The organism is Paenibacillus sp. JCM 18996, from assembly GCF_055392555.1.
In genome coordinates, this window is the sequence record NZ_AP043884.1 from 2,141,663 (window position 1) to 2,166,110 (window position 24,448).

The 24,448-nt window shown below is 49.4% G+C and carries 23 protein-coding genes; 7 read left to right on the plus strand and 16 right to left on the minus strand.

Annotated features, from left to right (window positions below; all coding sequences use genetic code 11):
• Positions 1 to 31 precede the first annotated feature (31 nt).
• Together ACZ5N7_RS10610 and ACZ5N7_RS10615 are read right to left on the minus strand one after the other, a co-directional pair.
• Positions 32 to 1,675 (minus strand): DHA2 family efflux MFS transporter permease subunit, encoded by a 1,644-nt coding sequence (locus tag ACZ5N7_RS10610; RefSeq protein ID WP_464654145.1) that lies wholly within the window; start codon positions 1,673 to 1,675, stop codon positions 32 to 34.
• A gap of 26 nt (positions 1,676 to 1,701) precedes the next feature.
• Positions 1,702 to 2,337, minus strand: coding sequence for an HlyD family secretion protein (locus tag ACZ5N7_RS10615; RefSeq protein ID WP_464654146.1), 636 nt, complete (start codon positions 2,335 to 2,337; stop codon positions 1,702 to 1,704).
• A gap of 166 nt (positions 2,338 to 2,503) precedes the next feature.
• On the opposite strand from ACZ5N7_RS10615, the gene ACZ5N7_RS10620 reads away from it, so the two are divergent.
• Complete coding sequence (locus ACZ5N7_RS10620) at positions 2,504 to 2,980, plus strand: MarR family winged helix-turn-helix transcriptional regulator (RefSeq protein WP_464654147.1); 477 nt, start codon at positions 2,504 to 2,506, stop codon at positions 2,978 to 2,980.
• A 197-nt stretch (positions 2,981 to 3,177) separates the two neighbouring features.
• On the opposite strand, the gene ACZ5N7_RS10625 is transcribed toward ACZ5N7_RS10620, so the two are convergent.
• The 6 genes from ACZ5N7_RS10625 to ACZ5N7_RS10650 all read right to left on the minus strand — a co-directional run bounded on the left by ACZ5N7_RS10625 (position 3,178) and on the right by ACZ5N7_RS10650 (position 9,224).
• Positions 3,178 to 3,372 carry a CstA-like transporter-associated (seleno)protein gene (locus tag ACZ5N7_RS10625; protein WP_464654148.1) on the minus strand — a complete coding sequence of 65 codons (195 nt, stop codon included), beginning with the start codon at positions 3,370 to 3,372 and terminating at the stop codon, positions 3,178 to 3,180.
• 5 nt (positions 3,373 to 3,377) lie between these two features.
• Positions 3,378 to 5,438 (minus strand): carbon starvation CstA family protein, encoded by a 2,061-nt coding sequence (locus ACZ5N7_RS10630; RefSeq protein ID WP_464654149.1) that lies wholly within the window; start codon positions 5,436 to 5,438, stop codon positions 3,378 to 3,380.
• 196 nt (positions 5,439 to 5,634) lie between these two features.
• A complete protein-coding gene (locus ACZ5N7_RS10635) occupies positions 5,635 to 6,009 on the minus strand; it encodes a hypothetical protein (RefSeq protein WP_464654150.1) in 375 nt (124 codons plus the stop codon).
• 93 nt (positions 6,010 to 6,102) lie between these two features.
• Positions 6,103 to 6,924, minus strand: coding sequence for a methyl-accepting chemotaxis protein (locus tag ACZ5N7_RS10640; protein WP_464654151.1), 822 nt, complete (start codon positions 6,922 to 6,924; stop codon positions 6,103 to 6,105).
• Between the two features lie 199 nt (positions 6,925 to 7,123).
• On the minus strand, positions 7,124 to 8,332 hold the full coding sequence (locus ACZ5N7_RS10645) for a GTP-binding protein (RefSeq protein WP_464654152.1): 1,209 nt from the start codon (positions 8,330 to 8,332) through the stop codon (positions 7,124 to 7,126).
• A gap of 106 nt (positions 8,333 to 8,438) precedes the next feature.
• Positions 8,439 to 9,224 carry a class I SAM-dependent methyltransferase gene (locus ACZ5N7_RS10650; RefSeq protein WP_464654153.1) on the minus strand — a complete coding sequence of 262 codons (786 nt, stop codon included), beginning with the start codon at positions 9,222 to 9,224 and terminating at the stop codon, positions 8,439 to 8,441.
• 255 nt (positions 9,225 to 9,479) lie between these two features.
• Here ACZ5N7_RS10650 and ACZ5N7_RS10655 point away from each other — a divergent pair, with 255 nt between their 5' ends.
• Both ACZ5N7_RS10655 and ACZ5N7_RS10660 read left to right on the plus strand, forming a co-directional pair.
• On the plus strand, positions 9,480 to 10,253 hold the full coding sequence (locus tag ACZ5N7_RS10655; protein WP_464654154.1) for an MBL fold metallo-hydrolase: 774 nt from the start codon (positions 9,480 to 9,482) through the stop codon (positions 10,251 to 10,253).
• A gap of 26 nt (positions 10,254 to 10,279) precedes the next feature.
• On the plus strand, positions 10,280 to 10,537 hold the full coding sequence (locus ACZ5N7_RS10660; RefSeq protein WP_464654155.1) for a hypothetical protein: 258 nt from the start codon (positions 10,280 to 10,282) through the stop codon (positions 10,535 to 10,537).
• Positions 10,538 to 10,573: 36 nt separating this feature from the next.
• On the opposite strand, the gene ACZ5N7_RS10665 is transcribed toward ACZ5N7_RS10660, so the two are convergent.
• Entirely contained in the window at positions 10,574 to 11,203 is a 630-nt protein-coding gene (locus ACZ5N7_RS10665; protein ID WP_464654156.1) for a restriction endonuclease subunit S, read from the minus strand.
• 246 nt (positions 11,204 to 11,449) lie between these two features.
• Between ACZ5N7_RS10665 and yhbH the strand changes: the two genes are divergently transcribed.
• Together yhbH and ACZ5N7_RS10675 are read left to right on the plus strand one after the other, a co-directional pair.
• The gene (yhbH, locus tag ACZ5N7_RS10670; protein ID WP_464654157.1) at positions 11,450 to 12,610 is read left to right on the plus strand and encodes a sporulation protein YhbH; all 1,161 of its coding nucleotides are present in this window, start codon (positions 11,450 to 11,452) and stop codon (positions 12,608 to 12,610) included.
• Positions 12,607 to 14,037 (plus strand): SpoVR family protein, encoded by a 1,431-nt coding sequence (locus tag ACZ5N7_RS10675; protein ID WP_464654158.1) that lies wholly within the window; start codon positions 12,607 to 12,609, stop codon positions 14,035 to 14,037. The genes yhbH and ACZ5N7_RS10675 overlap by 4 nt, the downstream gene beginning before the upstream one ends.
• Before the next feature lie 114 nt (positions 14,038 to 14,151).
• Here the strand turns inward: ACZ5N7_RS10675 and ACZ5N7_RS10680 are convergent, their stop codons facing one another.
• Both ACZ5N7_RS10680 and ACZ5N7_RS10685 read right to left on the minus strand, forming a co-directional pair.
• Positions 14,152 to 14,595 (minus strand): hypothetical protein, encoded by a 444-nt coding sequence (locus tag ACZ5N7_RS10680; RefSeq protein ID WP_464654159.1) that lies wholly within the window; start codon positions 14,593 to 14,595, stop codon positions 14,152 to 14,154.
• 295 nt (positions 14,596 to 14,890) lie between these two features.
• The gene (locus ACZ5N7_RS10685) at positions 14,891 to 15,925 is read right to left on the minus strand and encodes a Leu/Phe/Val dehydrogenase (RefSeq protein WP_464654160.1); all 1,035 of its coding nucleotides are present in this window, start codon (positions 15,923 to 15,925) and stop codon (positions 14,891 to 14,893) included.
• Between the two features lie 327 nt (positions 15,926 to 16,252).
• Here ACZ5N7_RS10685 and ACZ5N7_RS10690 point away from each other — a divergent pair, with 327 nt between their 5' ends.
• Together ACZ5N7_RS10690 and ACZ5N7_RS10695 are read left to right on the plus strand one after the other, a co-directional pair.
• A complete protein-coding gene (locus ACZ5N7_RS10690; protein ID WP_464654161.1) occupies positions 16,253 to 17,203 on the plus strand; it encodes an L-lactate dehydrogenase in 951 nt (316 codons plus the stop codon).
• A 183-nt stretch (positions 17,204 to 17,386) separates the two neighbouring features.
• A complete protein-coding gene (locus ACZ5N7_RS10695) occupies positions 17,387 to 17,605 on the plus strand; it encodes a hypothetical protein (protein ID WP_464654162.1) in 219 nt (72 codons plus the stop codon).
• Between the two features lie 121 nt (positions 17,606 to 17,726).
• Here ACZ5N7_RS10695 and ACZ5N7_RS10700 read toward each other — a convergent pair whose 3' ends face one another.
• The 5 genes from ACZ5N7_RS10700 to ACZ5N7_RS10720 form a co-directional block, all read right to left on the minus strand.
• Complete coding sequence (locus tag ACZ5N7_RS10700; RefSeq protein WP_464654163.1) at positions 17,727 to 19,649, minus strand: LTA synthase family protein; 1,923 nt, start codon at positions 19,647 to 19,649, stop codon at positions 17,727 to 17,729.
• A 583-nt stretch (positions 19,650 to 20,232) separates the two neighbouring features.
• Entirely contained in the window at positions 20,233 to 20,460 is a 228-nt protein-coding gene (locus ACZ5N7_RS10705; RefSeq protein ID WP_464659233.1) for a 3-dehydroquinate dehydratase, read from the minus strand.
• A 205-nt stretch (positions 20,461 to 20,665) separates the two neighbouring features.
• Positions 20,666 to 22,099, minus strand: a complete 1,434-nt coding sequence (locus tag ACZ5N7_RS10710) for a hypothetical protein (protein ID WP_464654164.1) — start codon at positions 22,097 to 22,099, stop codon at positions 20,666 to 20,668.
• A 739-nt stretch (positions 22,100 to 22,838) separates the two neighbouring features.
• On the minus strand, positions 22,839 to 23,504 hold the full coding sequence (locus tag ACZ5N7_RS10715; protein WP_464654165.1) for a DNA-binding response regulator: 666 nt from the start codon (positions 23,502 to 23,504) through the stop codon (positions 22,839 to 22,841).
• Between the two features lie 369 nt (positions 23,505 to 23,873).
• Entirely contained in the window at positions 23,874 to 24,410 is a 537-nt protein-coding gene (locus ACZ5N7_RS10720) for a hypothetical protein (RefSeq protein WP_464654166.1), read from the minus strand.
• Positions 24,411 to 24,448 lie beyond the last annotated feature (38 nt).

Below are 24,448 nucleotides of genomic sequence, written 5' to 3' on the forward strand. Positions count from 1 at the left end.
GTCGCTCCTCCTTTAGTCGCTCCTGCTTTAATTAAAGCTTAAGCTCCGGCTGCTGCACTGCCTGCGTGCGGCCCGCCGGCGGAAGCATAATGACCTCAACCGGCGCTTTTTCCGCTTTGACCGCTTTATCTTTTCTCACATCACGAAGGAAGAAGCTCAAAATCACGCCTGCTATAGTAATAACCGTTGTAATGTAGAATGCGTCATCAATCCCCGCCACGGCGGCATGAAGCTTGGCCTGCCCCGCCAAAGCGGCAACGGCTTGCGTCTTCGCTTGGGCTGCAGGAAGGTTTCCGGCCGCGGCGATGTTGTTCACCAATTCATTAAAAGACGCCATGAAGCCCGGGTTGGTGGTATCCATCTGCTGAGCGTAATTCTCATAATGGAAATTGCTTCGGCTGGTAAAAATAGTTACGATCAGGCTGGTACCGATCGAACCGGCGATCTGCCGCAGTGTATTGGACATCGCGGTTCCGTGCTTGGCCAGCTCTCTGGGGAGCTGGTTAATTCCCGCTGTCATAATCGGCATCATGAGGAGGGCCATTCCTCCAAATCGTACCATATACAGAATCATAATGTAAGAAAACGATGTTTCCATTGTCAGCACGGCAAACTCATAGGTGGTCACCGTCGTAATGATCAATCCGATCACGGCCAGCGGTCTGGGTCCCACTTTATCGAACAGAATCCCGGAAATCGGCGACATGATCATCATGACGATCGCTCCCGGCAGCATAAGAAGCCCGGAGTCAAGGGGTGAAAAGCCCCTCAGGTTCTGCAGGTACACGGGAAGCAGGATCATTCCCCCGAACATGCTGGCCGTAACGACCAGGTTGATGATAGTGGATAACGAAAAAACGTCGTATTTGAACACGCGCATATCCAGCATCGGGCGGTCCGATTTCGACTGCTGAACGACAAACACGACCATTAATACCAGACCGATTACCATATAGGACAGCACAGCCGCGTCTTTCCAGCCCTTGGAGCCAGCCTCGGATAAGCCGTAGAGCAGCAGACCGACCCCTGCCAGAGAAGTAAAAGTACCGAAATAATCCAGCTTGATATTCCTCGGCTCTTCTATATTTTGCAGCTTGAAGAAAGCGATGACCACAACGATAAGGCCGAGCGGCACCATGCCCCAGAAGAGCAGATGCCAGTCGTAGTTCTGGACGACCCAACCGGATAAGGTAGGTCCGATCGCCGGCCCGAACATCATCGCCAAGCCAAAAATGCCCATCCCTCTCCCGCGCATTTCCGGCGGAAAAATAAACATGATCACGCTCATCACAAGAGGTTGAAGCACACCTCCGCCGATGGCCTGGATCAGCCGCCCCGTCAGCATAACGGAAAAGTTGGGAGCTATGCTGCAGATCAGCGCCCCGACGGTGAAACAGACCATGGCGATCAGAAACAGCCGGCGCACTCCAAACCGCTCGATCAAGAAAGCGGACAGTGGAATCAGCACACCGTTCACCAGCATATAACCGGTCAGCAGCCATTGGCCCGTAGTGGTGGCTACCCCGAACTCGTTAATCAGGTGGGGAAGGGCGACATTGAGCAGCGTCTGGTTCAAGATCGCCAGGAATAACCCCAGCATTAACACGACCATTAGAGGAAGATGCTGAGAGATGCCGCTACCGCTGCGGGTTTCCGGTATGGTTTGAGAAGTCATGACGCAGCTCCTTTCTATATACTAAATTATTTCTTCGTGATTTTCACTGCTGCGTTCATCCCTGGAAGCACACTTTCAGGGTAGTTGGCGATGACTATTTTTACAGGCACCTTTTGTGTAACTTTAGTGTAGTTTCCGCTGGTATTGTTCGAAGGCAGCAGGGAAAACACCGAATTTGTGGCATGGCCGATATCGTCGATTTTTCCTTTCAGAAGAGTGCTGGTATCTCCGTCCACAGTAACATCCACGCTGGCACCGACCTGCAGGTCTTTAACGTCAGTTTCATTGATGTTCGCTGTGACGTACAGGTTCTTCATATCCACCACCTGTGCCAACGTTTGGCCGGGCTGAACCATCTGTCCGGGTTTGGCCTGGTTCTTGATAATTGTTCCGTCCAGCGGAGTGGCTACGTTAACGGACTTGGTTCCGTCGGAAATTTGGCCTACCGCGTTGCTTTTGGAAATAGCAGTTCCCTCTTTACCGGCCCATGTGGTCAAAGTCCCTGCGGCAGGCGCAGATACGGTCATCATGTCCCCTGCTACTTTGGCATCGTCCGTTTTGATAAATTTCGAATTTTGGTCATAGTAATAAAAACCACCCAAAACCAACGCCAGAATGACGACTATACCGATAAAATTGGCTAAAATTAAACGCCCTTTCATATAAATCCCCTCTCGAAAATGTATTAGTTTTTTACAATTGCTTTACAGCAAAGTAATTTTGGCATATAGTGAATTTAACACAAAACATTTTTGAAAGCAACAGATTGCGAAATATGCTACAGTATAAACCAACTAGTCCACTTAAAAATAACAGGAGGATGCTGCCATGGCCGAGGAAAAGAACGATGATCTGGCCCGTCAGCTGGAAAAATTGGATATATTGACGGAATCTTTTGCCATGTACAAAAACAAGCTTATCGAGAAAAAATATCAAGAACGCCAATTTAAGATGACCAACACCAAATATCTCATCCTACGGTTGATTTTCATGAAACAATGCTGTATGGTCGTAGATATCGCGCGCAAGCTGCGAATGTCCTCCGGGGCGACCACGATCGCTTTGAACCAGCTGGAAGAGGAGCAATTAATCGTGCGGGTGCGAAGCGAAGAAGACCGCCGCATCGTATGGATCACCCTCTCCGGCAAAGGCCGGATATTAATCCAGCAGATTATCGAAACCAGAAACCAATTCCAGGCCGATATGCTCGAGACTCTCACGGATGACGAACGCGAGCAGCTGTTTACTTTAATGGGCAAGATATCCAAGCGGCTTAACGAAAAAATGGAAGCGGATGAAATTTGAATGGGATGGAGCGGTAAAATCCGACAATTTTCCAGGGAGCATGTTTAAGCACCCCAAATTCACACTTCCTTTTATGTAAAAAAAGACGGGTTGTCTTCCAGCTATCATGCGCCGGTTGAGACAACCCCGTCTTTTTTAACGTTAAATTTCACTCATTCTTGAATAGCGTCTATAGAGGTTTTCTTATTTTCTCTCTGTCAACAGCAGCGGTTGATTTTGCCGCTTTCATACCGCTCCTTTAAGGACAGCATATAGAACTCTTTTTCCGTCAGAGGTGTTTGGCCGGGATGGCGGTCCCGCTGGTGTTTCAAATATTTCTCATAGTCCGGTATGCTGAAAATGCTTTTGATTACCGCCTTTGTCCTGCTTGCGAAACCCGCTATAGTTTTCATCGGTATCAGGCTCCAAATGTGGATTGGGTGAACGGCGCTTCCTTGAGCTCAAGACGCCGCTTCCGGATGATAATGCTGTACCATACCCGCAAAGACTCGAAGATCATCAGAATGACGACGATACCGAAAAAGATGGTCAGGACAGCATCGATATAGTTGTTCGTCACAATTTGATGCATGACATCCATATTTTTCGCCGGGGCTAGGACCTTCCCGCTTTCGATTCCCGCCTGATATTTCTTGGCTGCAGCCAGAAAACCTATGCTCGCCTGGTCGGAGAACGCTTTCTGGTACCCGGCTGTCAACGTCGTGACCGAAAGGAACGCGAACGGGATGATGCCTACCCAGGAATATCGGGCCTTGCCCATTTTTATCATAATCGTGGCTCCAACGGCGAGGGCGATGGCAGCCAGCATCTGGTTGGCGATTCCGAACAAAGACCATAAGGAATTGATGCCGCCGAAAGGATCGATTGCCCCTTGATAAAGGAAATATCCCCAAGCGGCGCAGACGATGACCGACGCGATAAAATTATATCTGAACCTGCCAGTTTGGGCGAACGGCTTGTAAAAGTTGCCGACCAGATCCTGCAGCATAAACCGGCCTACCCGGGTACCTGCATCCACAGCCGTAAGGATAAAAACGGCCTCGAACAAAATCGCGAAATGGTACCAGAACGCCTTGGCTCCGGCCAGAAACGACGTGAAAATTTCGGCCATCCCAACCGCGAGAGTCGGCGCGCCGCCGGTCCGGGAAAGGATCGTCTTCTCCCCGATTTCTTTCGCCGTGCCCGTAATTTGATCCGCCGTCAAAGTGAAGCCCCAGGATGAAATTTTGGAGGCTGCCGCCGCCGCATCCGCCCCAATGATAGCCGGGGAAGAGTTCATGGCGAAATAAATGCCCGGTTCCATGGAACACGCTGCGATCAGCGCCATTACCGCGACGAACGATTCCGCCGCCATGCCGGCATATCCGATGAACGGGGCATGGCTTTCTCTTTCGATCATTTTCGGCGTCGTACCGGAAGAAATTAGCGAATGGAACCCTGAAACGGCGCCGCAGGCGATGGTTATAAACAGGAACGGGAACAAATTACCGGAGAACACAGGTCCAGTGCCGTCAATAAACCTGGTCACCCCCGGCATCCGCAAATTGGGCAAAACCACCATAATGCCGCCGGCCAGTAAAATAATGACCCCGATTTTCAGGAAGGAGCTCAAGTAATCGCGGGGCGCCAGCAGCACCCAAACCGGCAAAATCGAAGCGATCAAGCCGTACACGATCATGAGCAGCGCAATCTGGGGAGCGGTAAAGGTGAACATTTTGGACAGCGCGGGATTTTCCGCTACGAACTGCCCCGCCCACAGCGTGATCATCAGCAGGACGAACCCGATAATCGAGCCCTCGATGACTTTACCCGGCCGTATGAAGCGCATGTAGAAGCCCATGAAAACGGCGATCGGCATCGTCATGGCAATCGCGAACATGCCCCATGGGGACTCTGCCAGCGCTTTCACAACGACCAGGCCGAGAACGGCGACAATAATAATCAGGATCGCAAGCGTGGCAATCGAAGCCAAAGTCCCGCCGAACCGTCCCACCTCTTCTTTTGCCATCTGGCCCAAAGACTTCCCGTCCCGGCGCATCGAACCGACAAGAGTAATAAAATCCTGCACGCACCCCGCAAGAACGGCCCCAATGATGATCCACAGAATACTTGGCAAATATCCCATCTGCGCGGCCAGAATCGGGCCTACCAACGGCCCTGCCCCGGCAATGGCGGCAAAATGGTGGCCGAAGAGAACAAATTTGTTCGTAGGCACATAATCCTTTGAATCGTTATGTACCTGCGCCGGGGTCGCCCGTTTGTCGTTTAATTCGTAAATTCTGGTTGCAATAAACCGGCAGTAGAAACGGTAGCAAAACGCATACGTACAAATTGCGGCTACAATTAACCACGCTGCCGAAATTTTTTCTCCGTTCGCCAGAGAAAGCATGGCAAAACCAAGTGCCCCAAGCACGGCAACCGCTCCCCATACTACATACGAAACCAATTTGTTGCTCATGCGAACACTCCCCGTAAGCGTTTTCTTTTTTTGGTAGAACAAAGATATCACATTAACTTACTTAACCGGTTTTCACAAAGGTGAAACATTTCGCTCACGATAAATTATGTATAGACGCTCAATTATATTCCATGACAGCTATGGAGCCTGCCACATCAACAGGACTCCATCCCTCACCCGCCTGCTTTCAACTCTGCTAGCTCAACGCGGCAATCCGATTTTCGATCTCATCCCACGATAAGGACAGCAGACTCGCCATGCCTTGAAATAGGGAAAACAACTCATGGAACCAATCCTTCTCGCTTTCACGTCTGGCAATCGTCGTATTGATCAGTTGAAATTGGACCACCAAACTTTCCGATACTTTCGGGCGGGAGGGAAGATACAGGATCATCGGAGTAAACCCAAGTTTAATACCTATTTGCAGCACAAGAAGAAAGGCGTCGCAAAACGCCTCGACACTTCTCTCTGTAAAAACGGCGGGCAGCTTGCCGCGCAGCTGGCGCACTAAAATTTCCGGCTCTGAAAGCGCGGCAGAATCGATCGAACGCACCATTTTTTGAAAACTCATAACAAACCTCTCTTCAGCAAATAGTCAGCAAAAATGCATGGTTAGCAGTATGCCAAAAGTAAACAAAAATCTTGCCCCCGGATAGAGGTTTACTTATAATTTTTTTGCAAACTGATTCAGCTTGTCGGACATACCTTGAATTTCTTCTATGAACGTCGAGATTTCTTGAGTGGAAGCCGCCTGCTCCTGGCCGATTGAAGCGATTTGTTCTATCGATGTTCCGATTTGTTTAGTAATTTCCTGGATCTGAACCAGCGTTTGGCGGATCTGCTGAGTGGACGACACTGTTTCTTTGGAAAACTTCCGGATTTCTCTCGCCACGACTTCGAAGCCTCTGCCTTTCTCGCCGGCATTTGCCGCTTCTATCGCCGCATTCAGCCCGAGCAAATTGGTTTGGTCCGCCACTCTTTTGATTATCGACAACACTTCTTCCGTATTCTTGACATCTTCCTCCGCCTGTTGAGACTGGACAAGCAGTCTTTGGGTGAAGTCAGCCAGAGCGTCAGAGCCGCTTGCGACCTGCATGATCCGTTCATTGGCCTGTGCTAATGACACTGAGATTTGATCCGCGATGACCCTTAATTCAGTTTGCCTGCGCAGCTGAACGGCAATTCCGCCGATGACTTTACCGCTTTGGTCATGGACAGGCACAGCGGTTCCGGTGAAATCAAAACCATAGAAATCAGCCGGCACCTCCACAACAAGCGATTTATTCTGCGTCAATGCAATAGAAAGAGGTTCGTCAGGGTTCAAAGCCTGGCCTACACCAATATTTAAATTTACGGTTTCGCCAGGGAAATAGGCAATAAATTTCTCAAGGTCGCAAACGGCGATGGACAAATCAGCGGGGATAGAAGCTTTAAGGACGGGTATTACCTCAAGAAGGTTTTCCAATGATTCGATTTGGCTGCTCATAGAAGTGAGGATCTCCGTTTCTTTAATTATAATGAAGTTGTTATGAAAGAAAGTTCGCCTTTAAAATAAAAAACAATCCTACTAAATTATAGGGATATTAAAACTCTGTTTCAAGCCCGTCCTGTTAAAAAAAGACCGGACTTCCGAAGTCCGGCCGTTTACGATTACTCGCATGCTTCATCTCCTGCATTATTTAAATTTACAGAGCGGCCAATGCTTCCGGCAGAACATTCGGCAAATCATCTGGAAACCCGCTCCAGTCCTGACCCATCTCCTCATCTGTCAGCAGGCAGGCGTCCAGCGTGGAAACGATCTGTTCCCGATCCATATCGATGCCAATGAACACCACTTTATTAACACGGTCGCCATACGCCTCATCCCAATGCTTTGCAAGTACATGGTCTTCATCCATCGCCGCCTGCCGCTCCGTTTCCGGCAAGGCAGCGGCCCAATAGCCTGCAGGCCCGAACGAGATGGATGGCCCGGCCTGGCTGAAGCTTTGCGCAAAATCATTCCTGGTGGCGAGCCACATCATTCCCTTTGCCCGGACAACCTCCGCCGGCCATTCCTCCATCCACTGCAGCAATCTGCCGGGATGGAACGGTCTGCCCCTTTCGTATACAAAAGAAGAAATGCCATATTCTTCGGTTTCCGGCGTATGAACAGACGCTTCCATCTCTTTAATCCAGCCTGCCGACCGGCTCGCTTCATCGAAATCAAACAACCCGGTATTCAATATCTCAGCCGGATCCACTTTCCCGTACGAGGTGCGGATTATTTTCGCTCGAGGCTGAAGCTTCCGCAGTATGCCTTCAAGCTCCTCCAATTCCGCTTCCTCCACTTTGTCGCATTTATTCAACAGGAGCACATCGCAAAATTCTATTTGGTCGATGAGCAGATCCACCACTTCGCGTGTATCGTCTTCCCCCACCGCCTGGCTGCGGTCCAGAAGCGTCTCGCCCGATGCGTAATCGTGCCAAAAACGGTAAGCGTCCACGACAGTGACCATAGAGTCGAGACGGCAGTACTGCGACAGATCGATGCCGTGCTCTGCGTCAATGTATGTGAATGTCTGTGCAATCGGGATCGGCTCCCCGACTCCTGTGGATTCAATAACGATATAGTCGAAACGATGTTCCTTGGCGAGCTTTTCAACCTCTTGAAGCAAGTCCTCCCTCAGCGTGCAGCAGATGCAGCCGTTGGACATTTCCACCAGCTTCTCATCGGTCCGCGACAGCCCGCCTCCCTCTTTCACAAGCGACGCATCGATATTCACTTCGCTCAAATCGTTCACGATCACGGCCACCTTTAATCCATCCCTGTTGTTCAGCACATGGTTCAAGACGGTTGTTTTACCCGCCCCCAAATAACCGCTTAACACGGTGACCGGAATCTTTGTCGAATTCATTTTCTTCCTCCTTAAAATGTAATAATTACGATTTATCATTATGATTTAAATACGGAACTTGAACGTTCAGCAGTGATGGTCGATGTAATTCTCACATTGCCCTGTTTCAATAGGGACTCCTGCCACTACCAGTCATATTAACGGGTCTTGGCTGTTTCCCTCCCACGATAATCAGACGAGGCGATTCCCCCTCATCGTACGGATCTCCGCCGTAGCTGCCATACTCTTGTTTGATCACCAGACAGGCTTCTGAAAGCATTCGCTTGAAATCCTGGAGTTTGTACAGCTTTATCCTATCGGTATAAGTGCGCTCCGGCCGCTCCGGCTCACATATTACGACTTGCTTGACCACAAATCCGTACTGGATGGAGCGCTTTTCGCAAATTCGCACTTCCCCTTCTGTCCTTTCCGATTCCGGAACAAGATTTCTAGCCAAATAATCCGGATTCAGGAAATCGATAACAAATTGGCCGTTCTCATGCAAAATACGTGAAATTTGCTGCAGCACCTTCATATTCTCCGTATCTTCCGAAAAATACCCGAACGAAGTAAATAAGTTTATTACAGCGTCAAATTTACGTCGGACAGGAATACGGCGCACATCGCCCTTAAGCCACGTTACCAGTCCTTCGCGATCCTCACGCTTAGCTTCGGTCAACATCGTTTTCGACATATCCATTCCCGTGACCTGGAACCCGCATTCTGCAAGAGCCATGGCGTGGCGGCCCATCCCGCAGCATAGATCGAAAACCCGAGCCCCCTCAGGCAGCCTCAGCCATCGGAGCATATTTTGCACATCAGCCACTGGATCTTGCCTATCCCGATGTTTATAGACGGCCAGATAATCTTGGCTGAAGCTCTGTTCATACCATGTCAGGCTATGCCTCTTCATTCCGATCTCATCCTTTATTGTTCGGAGTCCGAATGTCCTCACTTCGAATACCCATTCCATCATATAGTAATAATTACGATTTGTAAACAGGAGCAATTACAATTTTCATCTACATCGAATGAAAACAATATACTCTTACACCGTAGTCGCATATATCCATGTGCAAGACCATTTGTCTTGTTTAAAATCCACTTTGAACAGGCCGCTGGACTTTGTTATCATTCTAGTATGATCTACAAGAAAGAAGGGCTGGAAATGACAGACAGGCTGCTGTTCTGGGGTACCGGGGATTCGATGGGGGTGCCGCGGGTATATTGCAAATGTGAAGTATGCGAAGAAGCAAGAAGCAGCGGCAGGAACGCAAGGCAGCGGTCTTCCGCATTGCTGACGATGAATAATGATTCTATCCTCATCGACTGCGGCCCCGACTGGAAAGCTCAAATGGAGAAGTCCGGCAGGCATGAGATGAAACATATGCTGATCACCCATGCGCATTTCGACCATATTGGAGGGCTGCCCGAATGGGCCGACTGCTGCCGATGGACTAAACAGAAGGGACAGGTGTACGCTCCCTTCGCTGTAATTCAAACGCTGCGCTCCCAATTTCCTTGGCTCGGCAGCCAGTTGGAATATATTTCGGCAGACGGCGGGGTGCGGCTTGGAGACTGGCTTGCGGTGCCCCATCTGGTGTGCCATGGCAAAAACGGTACCTCCTACGCGTATGTTTTTTCCCGTGGTAGCTACCGCTGGGCTTACTGTTCGGATGCGATCAATCTTAGCGAGGACGAGAGAAAGCCTTTCTTCGGCCTTGATCTGCTTGTATTAGGTACAAGCTTTTACAAAGAAGAGGCCCCCATGGAAACCCGCTCTGTGTACGATGTCGTCGAAGCACTGGAGCTGCTTGGCGAGCTTGCACCGAAACAATGCGTCTTCACCCATATGTCTCACGGCATAGATTTGCGGCAAGCTTATGACCTGCCCGAGGGTGTAACCATGGCGGAAACGGGCATGATTGTCGATCTTGAATGAGGACTAACCAAATGGAGGTGCCAGCCATGCAATGGGAAGAAGTGCGCAAGATTTATCCTGACCAATACATTAAGCTGCAAATTTTAGCATCCCATACCGAAGGAAATACCAAGTACGTTGATGAAGTTGCCTTAATTAAATCGATCCAGGATCCTAAGGAGGCAACTCAAGAACTGCTTCGTTCGAAGGACGGTATCATTGTGTCCCACACCTCGAATGAAGAGCTAAAGATCGAGCTCCGTACACTTAGAGGCTTAAGGGGAGTTGTCCGGTATGAAATTTGAACTTGTAAGATGGACTCCTGCAGACCTCGATTACGATTAATTACAAGGGACAAGCTCTACCATAGACAAGTTGGTCATTGATACTGGAGCTTCACATACGTTGTTATCCGCCGATGCAGTAGCTGATATTGCTGTCTCTTTTGAACCTGGAGACGAGATGGTCAGTGCTTTTGCCATCGGCGGAGAAGAAAGTTGCTTCTCCTCATCAGGATTATTAGTACCTAATTCCCCTTGAAACGCCTTCGATAAAATGGATAGGATAGTCATTTCTAGGTCAGTTTCTTTTACTTCCAACATCTCTACTGCAGAGTTTTCCTTTTCAATCAACCTATTCAAAGTATTGATAATTTCTTGTTGCTCTTGTAATGACGGGATTGGCATGATTAAATTACGACTTTGATTAACTGAAATGTTACTCTGACCGACGACACCTCGGGTTTCATTAATCACATCCCTTAAAGTTTCGTCATACTGCAAGAATAATATATAAACTTGGTAAGTACATACTTTATTGGTCGGAATCTTACGATAGCTTGATTCATATTCCGATTCGGGATAATCTTCTGGAATAATAGCTATTTTCTTTAGTGGTGGTCCAACGATATTCATAATAACATCGTTAGGAACCCTCGCCAGAGCCCCTACATTTTCACCAAACCGCCTCAATTGACAGCGTCGCTGCTCCTTATACAGCTTTCCCCTTGCAAACTACCGTAAATTTTTTCACCCATAACTCCCCTCCTTATTGGCTTTAAAAAGTAACTGTAAAAAAATAGGCACCTATCCTGCTCACATATCCCCCTGTCTCTTGAATATATTTGATAACAAGCTATTTTTTTCTTGTAAAGGCCTTAAGGCCAGTTCGGCAAAACCAAAATGGCACTTATCGCAAAAACTCAGGAGGTGTCCCGCATGACAGAACCGTTGTTCACCGTTTCCCGCGAGGATTGGTCGCTGCACCGCAAAGGCTACCAGGATCAAACCCGGCACCAACAAAAGGTACGAGACGCGATCAAGCAAAATTTGCCCGATCTGGTCACAGAGGAGAACATCATTCTGTCAGATGGCAAGCAAATTATCAAGGTTCCCATCCGCAGCTTGGACGAATACCGTTTCCGATATAACCACAACAAAGGCAAGCATGTCGGACAGGGCGACGGCAACAGCAAGGTAGGCGATGTGCTCGGCGTCGATCCCGCGCCTGCCCAGGGTCCGGGCAAAGGCCAGGGTGCCGGTGACCAAGCCGGGAAGGATTACTATGAGGCGGAAGTAAATTTGGAGGAACTGCAGACACTGCTATTTGAAGAGCTGGAGCTGCCCAATCTGAAGCAGAAGGAGAACCATGACCTTTCCACCAAAGAAATTATTTTTAACGACATCCGTAAAAAAGGCATTATGTCCAACATAGACAAGAAACGCACTATCCTCGAGAACCTGAAGAGAAATTCCACCTCAGGCAACCCTGGCATCCACGGGATCACACCGGACGATCTGAGGTTCAAGACGTGGGAAGAGGTCGTGAAGCCCCACTCCAACGCGCTGATCCTAGCAATGATGGATACTTCGGGCAGTATGGGAACCTTTGAAAAATATGTCGCGCGCAGCTTCTTCTTCTGGATGACCCGATTCCTCAGAACGAAATACGAGAAGGTGGAAATCGTGTTTATCGCCCACCATACCGAAGCCAGAGTCGTGACGGAAGAGGAATTTTTCACCAAAGGCGAAAGCGGCGGGACCATCTGCTCCTCTGCTTACCAGAAGGCCCTGGAGCTGATCGACCTGCAGTACCATCCTTCCCGCTTCAATATTTATCCTTTTCACTTCTCGGACGGCGACAATCTGACCTCGGATAACGAACGCTGCGTCAAGCTAATCGGACAGCTGATGGCACGATCCAACTTGTTCGGCTACGGCGAAGTGAACCAATACAACCGCAGCTCCACTTTAATGTCAGCCTATAAGAATATTTCCGATCCGAAGTTTGTGTACTATGTCATTCGTGAAAAAGGGGAAGTATACAAGGCGCTTCGCACCTTCTTCTCCAATCCGGTGAAAGGAGCCGCGCTCCAATGAACGCTTCCGAAATCAAAGAACTCGAATATGCGATAGCGGAGATCACGGAAATAGCCGACGGCTTTGGGCTGGATTATTTTCCGATGCGTTATGAAATCTGCCCTTCGGACATCATCTATACCTTCGGCGCCTACGGCATGCCGTCACGCTTCAGCCACTGGAGCTTCGGCAAGACGTTTCACAAAATGAAAACACAGTACGATTTTGGCCTCAGCAAAATTTATGAGCTTGTCATCAACTCCGATCCCTGCTACGCCTTCCTGCTGGACGGCAACTCGCTGATCCAGAACAAGCTGATCGTCGCCCACGTGCTGGCTCACTGCGACTTTTTCAAGAACAATGTCCGTTTTTCCAAAACGAACCGCGACATGGTCGAGAGCATGTCCGCTACTGCGGAGCGGATCCGGCAGTATGAGCTGGAATACGGCACCGAGCGGGTGGAGGAATTCATCGACGCCGTGCTGGCAATCCAGGAGCACGTCGATCCCAGCTTGAACCGGATGAACCGGCCGCGCGGAAACGAAAAGTCCGCTTCGGACAACGTCAAGAAAAAACCCGCAAAAAGCACAGGCTATGAGGATTTATGGGGACTCGATGAGTCGGAGAAAAAAGTGACGGCAGCGGCCAAGGAACACGCGCCCAAGCGGTTCCCGCCAGAGCCGGAGAAGGATCTGCTGCTGTTCATCGAGGAGTATGCCGCTTACCTGGAGCCTTGGCAGAGGGATATCCTAACCATGCTGCGCGACGAGATGCTGTACTTCTGGCCGCAGATGGAGACGAAGATTATGAACGAAGGCTGGGCTTCGTATTGGCATCAGCGCATCATGCGCGAGCTCGACCTCACCGAGGAAGAAACTATCGAGTACGCCAAGCTGAACTCCGCGGTCGTGGTGCCCTCCCAGCATCATTTGAACCCTTATTATCTGGGACTCAAAATATTCGAGGATATCGAGAAGCGTTGGGATAACCCGACTCCCGAGGAACGGGAACGCTTCGGCCGTATGGGCGGTGAGGGCAGGCAGAAAATTTTTGAAGTGAGGGAGTTCGACTCGGATACCTCCTTCATCCGCAATTATTTGAACAAACCGCTGGTGGAAGAGCTGGATCTGTACGTATTCGAGAAAAAAGGGCCCGAGTGGAAAATCACCGACAAATCCTGGGAAAACATCCGCGACCAGCTCGTCTACTCCCGCGTCAACGGCGGCTTTCCTTACATCGTAGTGCGGGACGGCGATTACCAGCATAACGGCGAGCTGTACCTGTTCCACGAGTACGAGGGTGTGGAGCTCGATCTCAAGTATGTGGAGAAGACCATTCCTTACATCCAGCAGCTGTGGGGCAAGACCGTACATTTGGAGACCATCGTAGAGGATAAAAAAGTGCAGTTCTCCTACGACGGCAAAAAGCATCAGAGGAAGTTTTTATAGCCTTGTGGTGGATGCAAGCGGACTTAGCGCAGTGAAAGAGGAACCGGCCTGAAGCGGCTGGTTCCTCTTGTTTTTGTAAGAAGCCTTATTAAAACTTGCGGCCTCCGGCCATATTCAAACCGCATCCACTATTGCCGCAGCGGAGAGAGGCTCACTGGTGTCCATAAAACGGGCATGAACTTCGTATGTAAACCCCCGGCTGTCAGCCCCGGCATTCTTCTTCTCATAGGAACATTCCAACAGCAAAACCGGATGCACGCCGGAGGTATGAGGAAGCAGTTCAATCTCGACCCGCATGGTTTTATTCAGCCCGCCGCCTGTGTTCCCCACGGCCACATGCCATTCACCAAATATTTGGCGCGAGCGGCAGTCCGGAATTTGTATGCTGCTCACATAATCGGACGGCTGCAGTGTGATGCCGACACTGTGATCAAAGTCTGCCGCTGCATCTTGCCCGGAGCCTTCCTGGATCTCGATCAGCAGCTCTGCCTTTAGCGCAGCTCCTGCCGGAAATACCTCTTGGTTCCATTTGGAAATGATTTGAACGGGATGCTTCATCGCTTCTCTCTCCTTACAAAAATATTTGAAGTTTTGACGGTCGATCGAACGGGTTCCCTTCTCATTCCGCTCTCCAGGGGTTTGTGCTACAATACCAGCAAATTCCAATTCCGGGAGAGCGGCAAATGAAAACGTGACATTGCATAAATGAAAGCGCTATCCTTAACCTTTTGGACCGGGATGCCATTTTAATAACTATTCTCGAAAATGCGGCCAAATCCTTCATAAGAACTTTTTCCAGTTGAGAGAAAATAAAAGTTTTTTAACTTTAATGAATGGCCTTGGTAGAGGTTTCTTACAGGCTTTTCTCCGCTATACGATTTGCCGCAGACAAAGTAGAAACAGCCGCCGAGTCCGCCGCCCGGTAAACATCAAGCAGCGTGGAGAAAACCCGTTCCACACTTTGCTTCAAATCGCCTGCTCCGAGGCCGTTCATTTCGCAGGCTGTAATAATGAGCCCTCCCGCGTTGATCACATAATCCGGCGCATACAGAATGCCTAAATCGCGCAGCAGATCCGCATGCCTTTCCTCTACAAGCTGATTATTCGCGGCGCCGGCAACGATTTGGCATGTAAGCCGCGAAATCGTCCGGTCGTGCAATATTCCGCCAAAAGCACAGGGAGCAAACACATCACAGGCCTGTGTGTAAATCGCGTCAGGCGAAACCGTACGGGCGTTAAACATCTTTACCGCCTGCTCCATTCGGCTGGGGATAATATCCGTGACGATCAGCTCCACCCCTGCATCATGCAGATATTTGCACAAAAACCGGCCAACTTTTCCCAAGCCTTGTACGCAGACCTTTACAGCCGAAATATCGTCCAAGCCAAGCTTATATTTAACGGAAGCCTTTATCCCCAGAAAAACTCCGTAGGCCGTCATGTCCGCCGTAAAGTCGCCGGAGGCCATGATCGAGCCTGTTGTGTCCGTCACATATTGCGTTTCGAGCCGAATGATGTCCATATCCTGAACGGTTGTTCCCAGATCGATGCCCGTAATATACCGGCCTTGTAATCCTTCTATAAAGCGGCCCATTGCCCGGAAAAGCGCTTCGCTCTTGTCGGCGGCGGGATTGCCGATAATGACGCATTTCCCTCCGCCGTAACCTAACCCGTAGACCGCCGCCTTGTAGGTCATCCCACGGGCCAACCGCAGCGCGTCCGATACCGCTTCTTCCTCTGAAGCGTAGGCCCACATGCGGCAGCCGCCTAACGACGGCCCCGGTTTGGTATTATGGATGGCAATGACCGCCTGCAGTCCGCTGTCTTGATCCTGACAGAATACAAGCTGTTCAAAGGACAAACGTTTCATTTCGTTTAATACATCCATTTGCCGATTCCCCTTTACTGATGCCTCTTGCGGGTTACATTTTATGACAAGGAACAGCAAAGTATGCCTCTCTCCTCCCTTTTGAAGAAATATTTAATGATACAGCCTTCAAATGTTAATTATGTGTTATTATAAGTTACATAACAGTCACATTATATTCCGTTTTTGTCATATAAATAAGAAAACTCTATCGAGGCTATTCAAGGATGAGCGACGCGAATTATAGGTAGATTTTCTTGTAAAGAAAGTTTCATTTCACTTTAATTTTTTAGCGATCTTAAACTTTCTTTAACGTTAAGAATCAGACTTTTAAGGGAGTGCTGTAATATGGGAAATAAAGCGCGAAAATTGGCTATTGTCGGTGTCGGTCATGTCGGGGCAAGCTGCGCTTATTCCTTGGTCAATCAGTCGGTTTGCGATGAAATCATGCTGATCGGCCGTACCCCTGACCGTGCGTATGCGCAAGCGCTGGATCTGTCCCACTGCATGGATTTCGTCAATTCCAGGACCAAAATTTACACAGGCACTTACGAACAGTGCACGGATATGGACATCGTCATCCTGTGTGCAGGGACTACGCCAAAGCATAGCAAAAACAGGCTGGACGCTCTGGATACGGCTTATGAAATCCATAAGGACATGATCTGGCGCATAATGGACAGCGGATTTCATGGCATTTTTCTTGCCGCGTCCAACCCGGTGGATCTCGTCACCTACCTGGTATGGAAAATGTCAGGCCTTCCCCGCGGCCGGGTTGTCGGAACAGGCACCTCCATTGATTCTTCCCGTTTAAAAACGCTGCTTTCCGAATATCTCCCCGTGGATCCGCGAAGTGTCCAAGGTTATGTCCTTGGGGAGCATGGAGAATCCCAGTTTCCCGCGTGGTCCCATGTCTCTATTGGAGGCAAACCGATCCATGAAATCCTTTTGCAGCACCCCGGTCGTTTCGGCCACTTAAATTTGCAGGAGATTGCAGACAAAACGAAAAATGCAGGTTGGGAAATCCACAGCCGTAAAGGCTCCACCCATTATGGCATCGGCAACGCCCTCGCTTACATTGCCCGTTCGATCCTGGGCGATGAACATAAAATTATCGCAGTGTCGGCCATCCTGGACAATGAATATGGCCAAATCGGGGTTTGTGCCGGGGTACCGGCCATTATCAACCGTCAAGGTGTAAAAGAAATTCTGGAGCTTAACCTCTCTTCCCTTGAAAAAGAACAATTTGAGAGCTCCTGCTCCATTATTCGCAGAGAGATAATCAGGCTTTCCTTGTAGCCTTCCTGCTTAAAGAACAAATCACCCTTCGGGTGAATAAAGACAGAACCTGTTTCTAAGGACAGGGACTGTCTTGTTCATACATTATAATCAGGGATAAGTGACGAAGAAGAACATACCGTTCCATTCTGATGGAAGCGGGACGTTTTTCTGTTTTTAAGGAGGGGTATGAGAGAGTGACTTTTGAAGGCGCACGGCACATTTATCCGGCATCACCTCGAAAGCAGGACGGGAGAGCGCCGGGGCCGGCTGGAGAGGGGGCATCACGCACTGCTTGCCGAGAAAGAAATCATACGTCTTGCGATTCAATTCGGTGGGCAAATCCGGCCGAAGGATGTAGAGCGTCATTTTGAGATCGATCATAAGACGACGGTCCTAATGTTGAAAAAGTTATGTATTTGATTAACGACAAAGAACTCCCTCCGTAAAGGGTTGTGAGTTCTTTTTTCTGTACCTGCAGTACCGCTCAACTCTGCAGTCCAGGCCGCGCCTGATTCTTCTGCCGGCGCTTTGGCCTTTATAGCTACTGCTTCTGCACCGGTTCGGCGTTCGGTGTTCCTGCGGCCCCAGCCTGAAGATCATCGACAAATTCCTCATTATAATTCGGCAGCGCTGCCTTGGTCAGATAGTCATGGTCCACATAGTTGGCCAAATACTTCTGCCCGAACATGCTGTCGTACTGCAGCTCTTTATACTTCTCTACATCCTGCTTCACAGCATCCGGCACCTTTTGGTATAGGCCTTGGTCGCTGTCGACTACCAGATTTCTCAGCAATCCGGGAATTTTCTGGGACAGTTCGTAGTTAAAGGCGAACGACGCCGGTTTATCCATATTCATTAAATTAAGCATAAACGACCCAAGGAACGAGTCGCTCAGCGTAGGAATGTTCTGCTTGGGGAGCGAAACGTTGGACCATACCACAAACGGGACGCTGTGCATTTTTTTCGTTTCCTCCAGGGTCCACTCCGCTTCATTGTCCGTATGGATAAAGCCGGCTTGTTTGTACACGTCGTAGCTGAGGCCCAGCATAGGCAGATGGTCGCCGTAGAAAACAATGACCGTAGGCTCCTCCGAATCCTTGAAATGATCGATCAGCATCTTCAGGCTTTGATCCGCGTCATGAGCGCCATGGGTGTACGTTTCCAGCGTGCTCTGCGCCGACGCCGTCAGATTGCCGGTTGCCTGGATCGGATTGCTGTCGTATCTCGGCGTGTCGTATGGCCCGTGGTTCTGCATCGTAACCGCATAAATGAACATCGGGCGCTCCATGCCGTCCACTTCCTTGATAATATTGCGGGACACCTCGTCATCAGAAATGAAGATGCCTTTATACTCCGGATTCTGAAAATACTGTTTGCTCATAAATCCTTCGAATCCGAGCTGCTTGTACACACTTTCCCGGTTCCAGAACCATCCTTCATAGGAATGAATCCCTAGACTCTTATACCCGTTGTCTTCAAAATAGCTTGCCAAACTGGGCAAAGGTTTATTGATATACTGCTGATAAGGAACAGAGCCGCTTGGAAGGGCGCTCATGGAGTTCCCCGTCAGCACCTCAAACTCCACATTGCTCGTTCCACCGCCGAATTGGGGAGACAGCAGGTAGCCCGAGGTCGAATCCTGCTGAAGCTTGTGTACGGTTGGCACCGGATCCTCGCTGTAGGTCACGTTAGTGAGCAGCGTCGGATCCCAGAAAGCCTCGTTCATAATAAAGATGACATTCGGCTTTTTTCCGTGAAACGGATCTGCAGCGGCAGCCTTTTGATCGCCAATGGTTTGCGCCAGCGTAGAGATGGTATTTTCTCCGTAACCTGCCGGTTTGGCCACAATCGCATTTTTCACATTCATAGTAAATGCAAGGGTGCTCCCGTTGCTGGCATAATTCTGCTGTTGGTCCCACACGATCTCGCTGGCCCCCGCACGGTCAAACACCTCTCCCGCCCAAGCCGTCCCCAGCCCGAACGAATATAACGCAAAAGCGGACAGCAGTCCCAAAGCCAGACGGCTCATCCATGGGAGCGATAAGCGGGGCACCCGAAAGCGCAGCAGGAATATCGCCGAAATCAGAGCCAAGCCGACAGCAAGCCGCACCAGGGCAGCCGAACCCGTAACGAGCGGAATGATATTTCCGCCTTCTTTGTTAAGCAGAATATCCCACGGAAAGAACGGTTCTCCGATCAGTTTGGTTTTAAAATAATTGATGAGCGCGAAGGCAAAAAGCAGCAAAGCTCCTGCCCCGATCGAAGGAATCAAAGAGCCTATCAGGCAGTACAGAACCAGAAGAACAAAAAAATCGATAAGTGCGTTCATGGCAAAAAGTTTTCCGTTATGTATGCCCCAGGACAAAGTACCATATATCGAGCCCCGCTGAATCCATTCCACACCCAAGACGAAAATACCCGAAACTAAAGCAAGAACAGCGGCAACAACAGGGTAATCACGCAAATTTGCCCTTCTTTTCATGGGAACCTTTCGGAGGCCCGTTGATTTGACCAATGACATAGAGTTACCACACCTTCCCGCAGCGTTTTATATTTTCCGGCTCATGACCTTGTTAACCTATTGTAAAGGAGATACATTAAATAAACCTGAATATGGACAGGGAAAAACTGGGTGAATGATAACTACCCTCGCCCGTCAAGGTTGAATCAGTGATGAATAAATTTCGCTACCGAGAGGAAAAATAGTTTCTGCCCACAACTCAGCAAGGAAAGAAGGGAACCTGATGCCGTATATTTGCCGCTTTTGCGAGAAAGCGACCCTATCCGCCCGCACCATACCCGTGTATGAACGCAGCGGTAAGGGAGACCATTGGGAACTGCTCTGCAATCCTTGTTATGCCAATTGGCTGCTTTCGTTGAAAGGGTAAAAGAAATCCCCCGGGCCTGATGTTTCAAGGTCCGGGGGACTTTAACTAAAGTTTGAAATGAATTTTTCTTAGCCTGCATATGGCAGCAAGTTGTGCTTTCTCCGCAAAAAAGAGCCTGGCGAACTTCCCCTTCCGGGATGCTCGTCAGGCTCTTTTTTATTAATATAAAGACAGCGCCAGCGTATCCCATTCCCTCTTGGAATAAAGAATCGCTTCGGAACCCTCTATTTCCACGCTGTCCAGGGACCGGATAAATTTTTGCACCGTTTTCTTGCCGCTCTTCATCTTCTGTTCGAGAATGCTGGTCAAAAGCGCCAGCACTTTTTTGCTCGGACTATCGAAGTACACCGGAATTTGCTCGTTACAGAAATGAATAATCGTTTTCATTTTTGTCTTTTTCATCTGCGGTCCCTCCATCTAAAGATTCTATGAAAATAGTATAATTTACGAATATTAAAAGATACTTAAGAAACTATTACACTTGTGTGACAAAAATGCTAAAATCGTCCTTTTTTTGGTCCCCCACCCCCCTTTACCCCTAATCTTTACTTTTTGCCTAACAACTAATTAACCGCCAAGGGGACAAGGCTAATCAGACTGGATCGTTCTTTTTATCCTTGATCCACTTCAGCAAGAAACCAAAGCCCAGCAAGAAGGCTATAAACAGTCCGGAGAACGTAGTGAACATTGCGATATACTCGAATACGGAGTAGTCCTTGATTTTGCTGAAATCCATTGGCCCTTTCAGGTCCTCGATCACCTGGTTCATTCCAAAGATCCCGCTTACGACCGTGTAAATCGTCAGAATAGCGAGCAAATAGCTCTGCCTTTTATTGCTGAACGCATCCTGGTACTTGAACAGATCGGCCAAGGTTTGCTTGACGTCGATGTACAGCTCATTGTTTCGGAAAATTTTGCGCAGCTGAATGAAGATTTCCCTTCCCTGTGACTGGGACACCAGCTCAATGAAAAAATATTTCGACGAAAACGTAGTAATCTGGCGGATCAACCTGGAAACTTCCTCATTGCTCCGTCTTAGGTCCACCTGGGAATAGCGGTTCGACAGCTTAAGCAGCACGATTTTATGAAAAAGATTCAGCAGCAGACCGTAGTAATACTCCCCGTACATCTGGTTTCCCAGCTTGCGGGCGTGAGTTTCCGCACTACTCGTCAGGCAGCAGAAGGAATGCTCGTTCACCATAAACAACGTGTGGGGAAGCCAGCGGTTGTAGCCGTGGACGTCGATATAATTTCTTACATACTCCATGTTGCTTGATGAGATGATTGGCCGGCCCGACATGTTGACACCGTCCAGATGTACTGCGCGGTAAAAATCGGTTTCGTCCAGTTCCGTTCCCTCTTCAAAGGCGTACACCGCCTGCACATACATCCGCTCATCCACGAAAAAAGGCAGCGTCTCGAAGTAAGCTCCCTCCATCCCGCTTTTATCCAGGTAGGGCAGAACGCTTTTCACCAGTTTGTTGAAGATAAAGCTCTCCACCTCTTTAAATTTTTCGCCGTCACAGTGGATAAAAGTGAGGTTATCACGCTTGCTGATATCCTGAAGCACCCGGAACCTGTCGGCAAATTCGAGCGCTCCGGAGAAGGTTAGCCGCTCTTGCGCGATTTGGGTCCTAATCGTGATAAAGCCCAGATCGAAAGGGCATATTGTAACGTCCACCGAATGTATGACAAAAGGGATCTTCGATGCATTGGTTTTGAGCGCCGCAGACAGGTTCAACGCTTTGGAATAACGCTGGAAAGCTTCGGGGTTTTCCTTGTAAGGAAACAGTACGCTGCCTGTATAGGGGAGATAGTACCGTTCCATATTCGGATGGGACACGTGGTATCCCTCACCGTAGTACGCGTCCTGCAGCTCCAGCTTATCCAGATAAAACGGGGTAAAGCCGTCGGCCAGCAGCGTCTCTTTCAATTTTGCATAGCATTCGCCCTTGAAGGAAAAAGGAAAAATGAATTGGCACAAGGCGGTTTTCACTATTTTTTCCTGCAGCTGTATCGTTTCCATCCTGGCGCCAACTTTCTGAACATTCTGTTTACTTTTATTAAAGACAGATTTCAGATTTTTAAACATAGACGCGAGAATCGGGGGCATAGGGAACAAAAAAACACTCTGCAGGGGGTGGAGACTGTGCCGGGCACTGAGGCCAGCATGGGAGTGGCGAGAGAGGCACCGGAGCAGCACCGGCGCAGCACCGGAGCAGCGCGGAGCGGCGGGTGAGACACCGGAGCAGCACCGGAGCAGCCCACCTTGGCACCGACATTGGAACCAGCATTGGGGCCGGCACTGAGGTCGGCGGCATCATTCTTCCCCGCCGCACCTCCGTTCGTTGAAAGCATTAACATCACAGGTTCTTTACTTTCAACTTTGCTGTCAAGCTGCGAGAAATAAAGGATTTTCAGGGAGTTATTTCTTTCAGATCGGATGAAAATTTACTATAAGGACTTTTTAGAGCGCTATTCAGTGGAATTTCTTGGTGTTAACGCCTGATCCGCCCAAATAAGGCCTTCAAAATCCGCTACATCACAAAATAACCCAGATCTAGAAGCTATAACACCTCGGGAGTCCGCTATTTCGCTAAGGTTCGATGTCTCCTCCCTGCCTCAGGGCCTGAGCTCCGTTCCTTCTCCTCGCTGTCCCAGGCCCTGAACTTCCTTTGCATTTCCCCCCCCTAAGCCCCGAGCTCTCGTTCCATCTCTACCTGCCCCTTGCCCTAGGCACCCGTTCCACCTTTTCTATGCCTAAATCACAACTCGATGTTTTTCCCCTGGATGTTTAACTTGTAGGAACGGACACGAACACTCCCGCTTGCAGGAAGCAGCCTTCTTTTCTCAACAAGATTAGCCAGAAGCCTTCTCGCGTACTTGCTTTCCACCGCCAGATGTTCACAAACATCACTTGGTTTAACAGGACGGCACAAACGAAGAGCCAGCCTCAACACTTCCTTTTCCATACAAGAGGCTTTCTCAACCGGATTTTCTTCCCCAAGCCACCTTCCCATAAGCTGTTGGATAACCTGCTGGCAGTACCTGGGTTTTTCTTTCACATCATCATGGGAGAAGCGGAGTATGTGCCACCCGTCGATCACCAGGTGATTCTGTCTTTGCCACTGATCGGAAAATTGCCAACGGTTCGAATTCCGCATATGCGGGCCAAACCCGTCAATCTCCATAGCCACACGAAATGACGGCCGAATATAAGCAAAATCCAAGTATCTGAACCCGTCTTTAAAATCAAATACTTCATATTCAGGATGCAAATGGTTGAAATGTCCAAAAGAAGGCCACCACACTCCCTCAATAAAAAGCTTTTCCGCATGCCCGTGTCCCTCTTGCAACCTCCGTAAACGTTCCCCCTTTCGTTTTTGTACATGACACTTCAGAAAATCGTCATACGCCTCCTTAAATCCCATTCCTCAAACTCCCTTCAAAAAAAATAGCCGCCTCCCGTTGAAATATCAACAGGACAGCGGCGTATGCTTTACGACCTTTTCCTTACTCTACCATAAAAACCTCGACTGCAAAAGAGTTGATCTTGAAGCTTGCCCGGCAAAGACCCAGTGCATGAATCTCATCTGGCAAAGGGCCTACGGTTGAACCTTGTCTGGCAAACCGCCTGTGAATGAACCTCGTCTTAAAAAGAGTTGATCCTGTCTGGCAATGAGCCTGTGTACGCCTCTCAACTCCTAAACTGCCTGTACATCAACCTCATCCGGCCAACAGCCTGTATATGGGTTTCCTCATAGTATGAAATTGGGTTTCCGCTAGCTGCCGCCGAGTTGTTACTCCTGCCCAAGCAGCCCCCAACGGCTGGAGTACCGCTCCAGCTGCGGATGGGGCACGAATGGATCCCGGCTATCAACGAGCAGGCGCACCTTGCGGATCCACTCCTGGAAAGAAGGATAGGAAGCGAACCGGTTGGCGTATTCCCCGGACATACAGACGAAGAAAGGCGCTTCGTATTTTTCCGTCAAAAAATCGAGAGAGGTTTCCAGCGGCGTATACTTCTTTCGCTTCCCTTCCCACGCGTCCACCTGAATTTTCAAGCCCCTTGAAGGCTGCTCCTCCACAAACCGCTGCAGTTCCTTTAACCTCGAGTGGTAAGGCTGCTCACACGAAAGCCCCATTCTCCTCAAAGTTTGCTCATGCTGGGGGTAGAACACGAAGCCTTTGAAGCTGTGTTTATCGGCCCAGCGGATCAACTCAAGAAGCTCATCTTCATCCGGAGGATCGAATTCCCCGAACATGAGGATTGTCCCTTTTTCCTCCTCCTTGGGAGGCTCATACCCAAAAGGCACATAGCTGACCGAGCGAGGCATAACCTGTCCCCCTAACCGTTTTGTCTTGCATCAAGTTC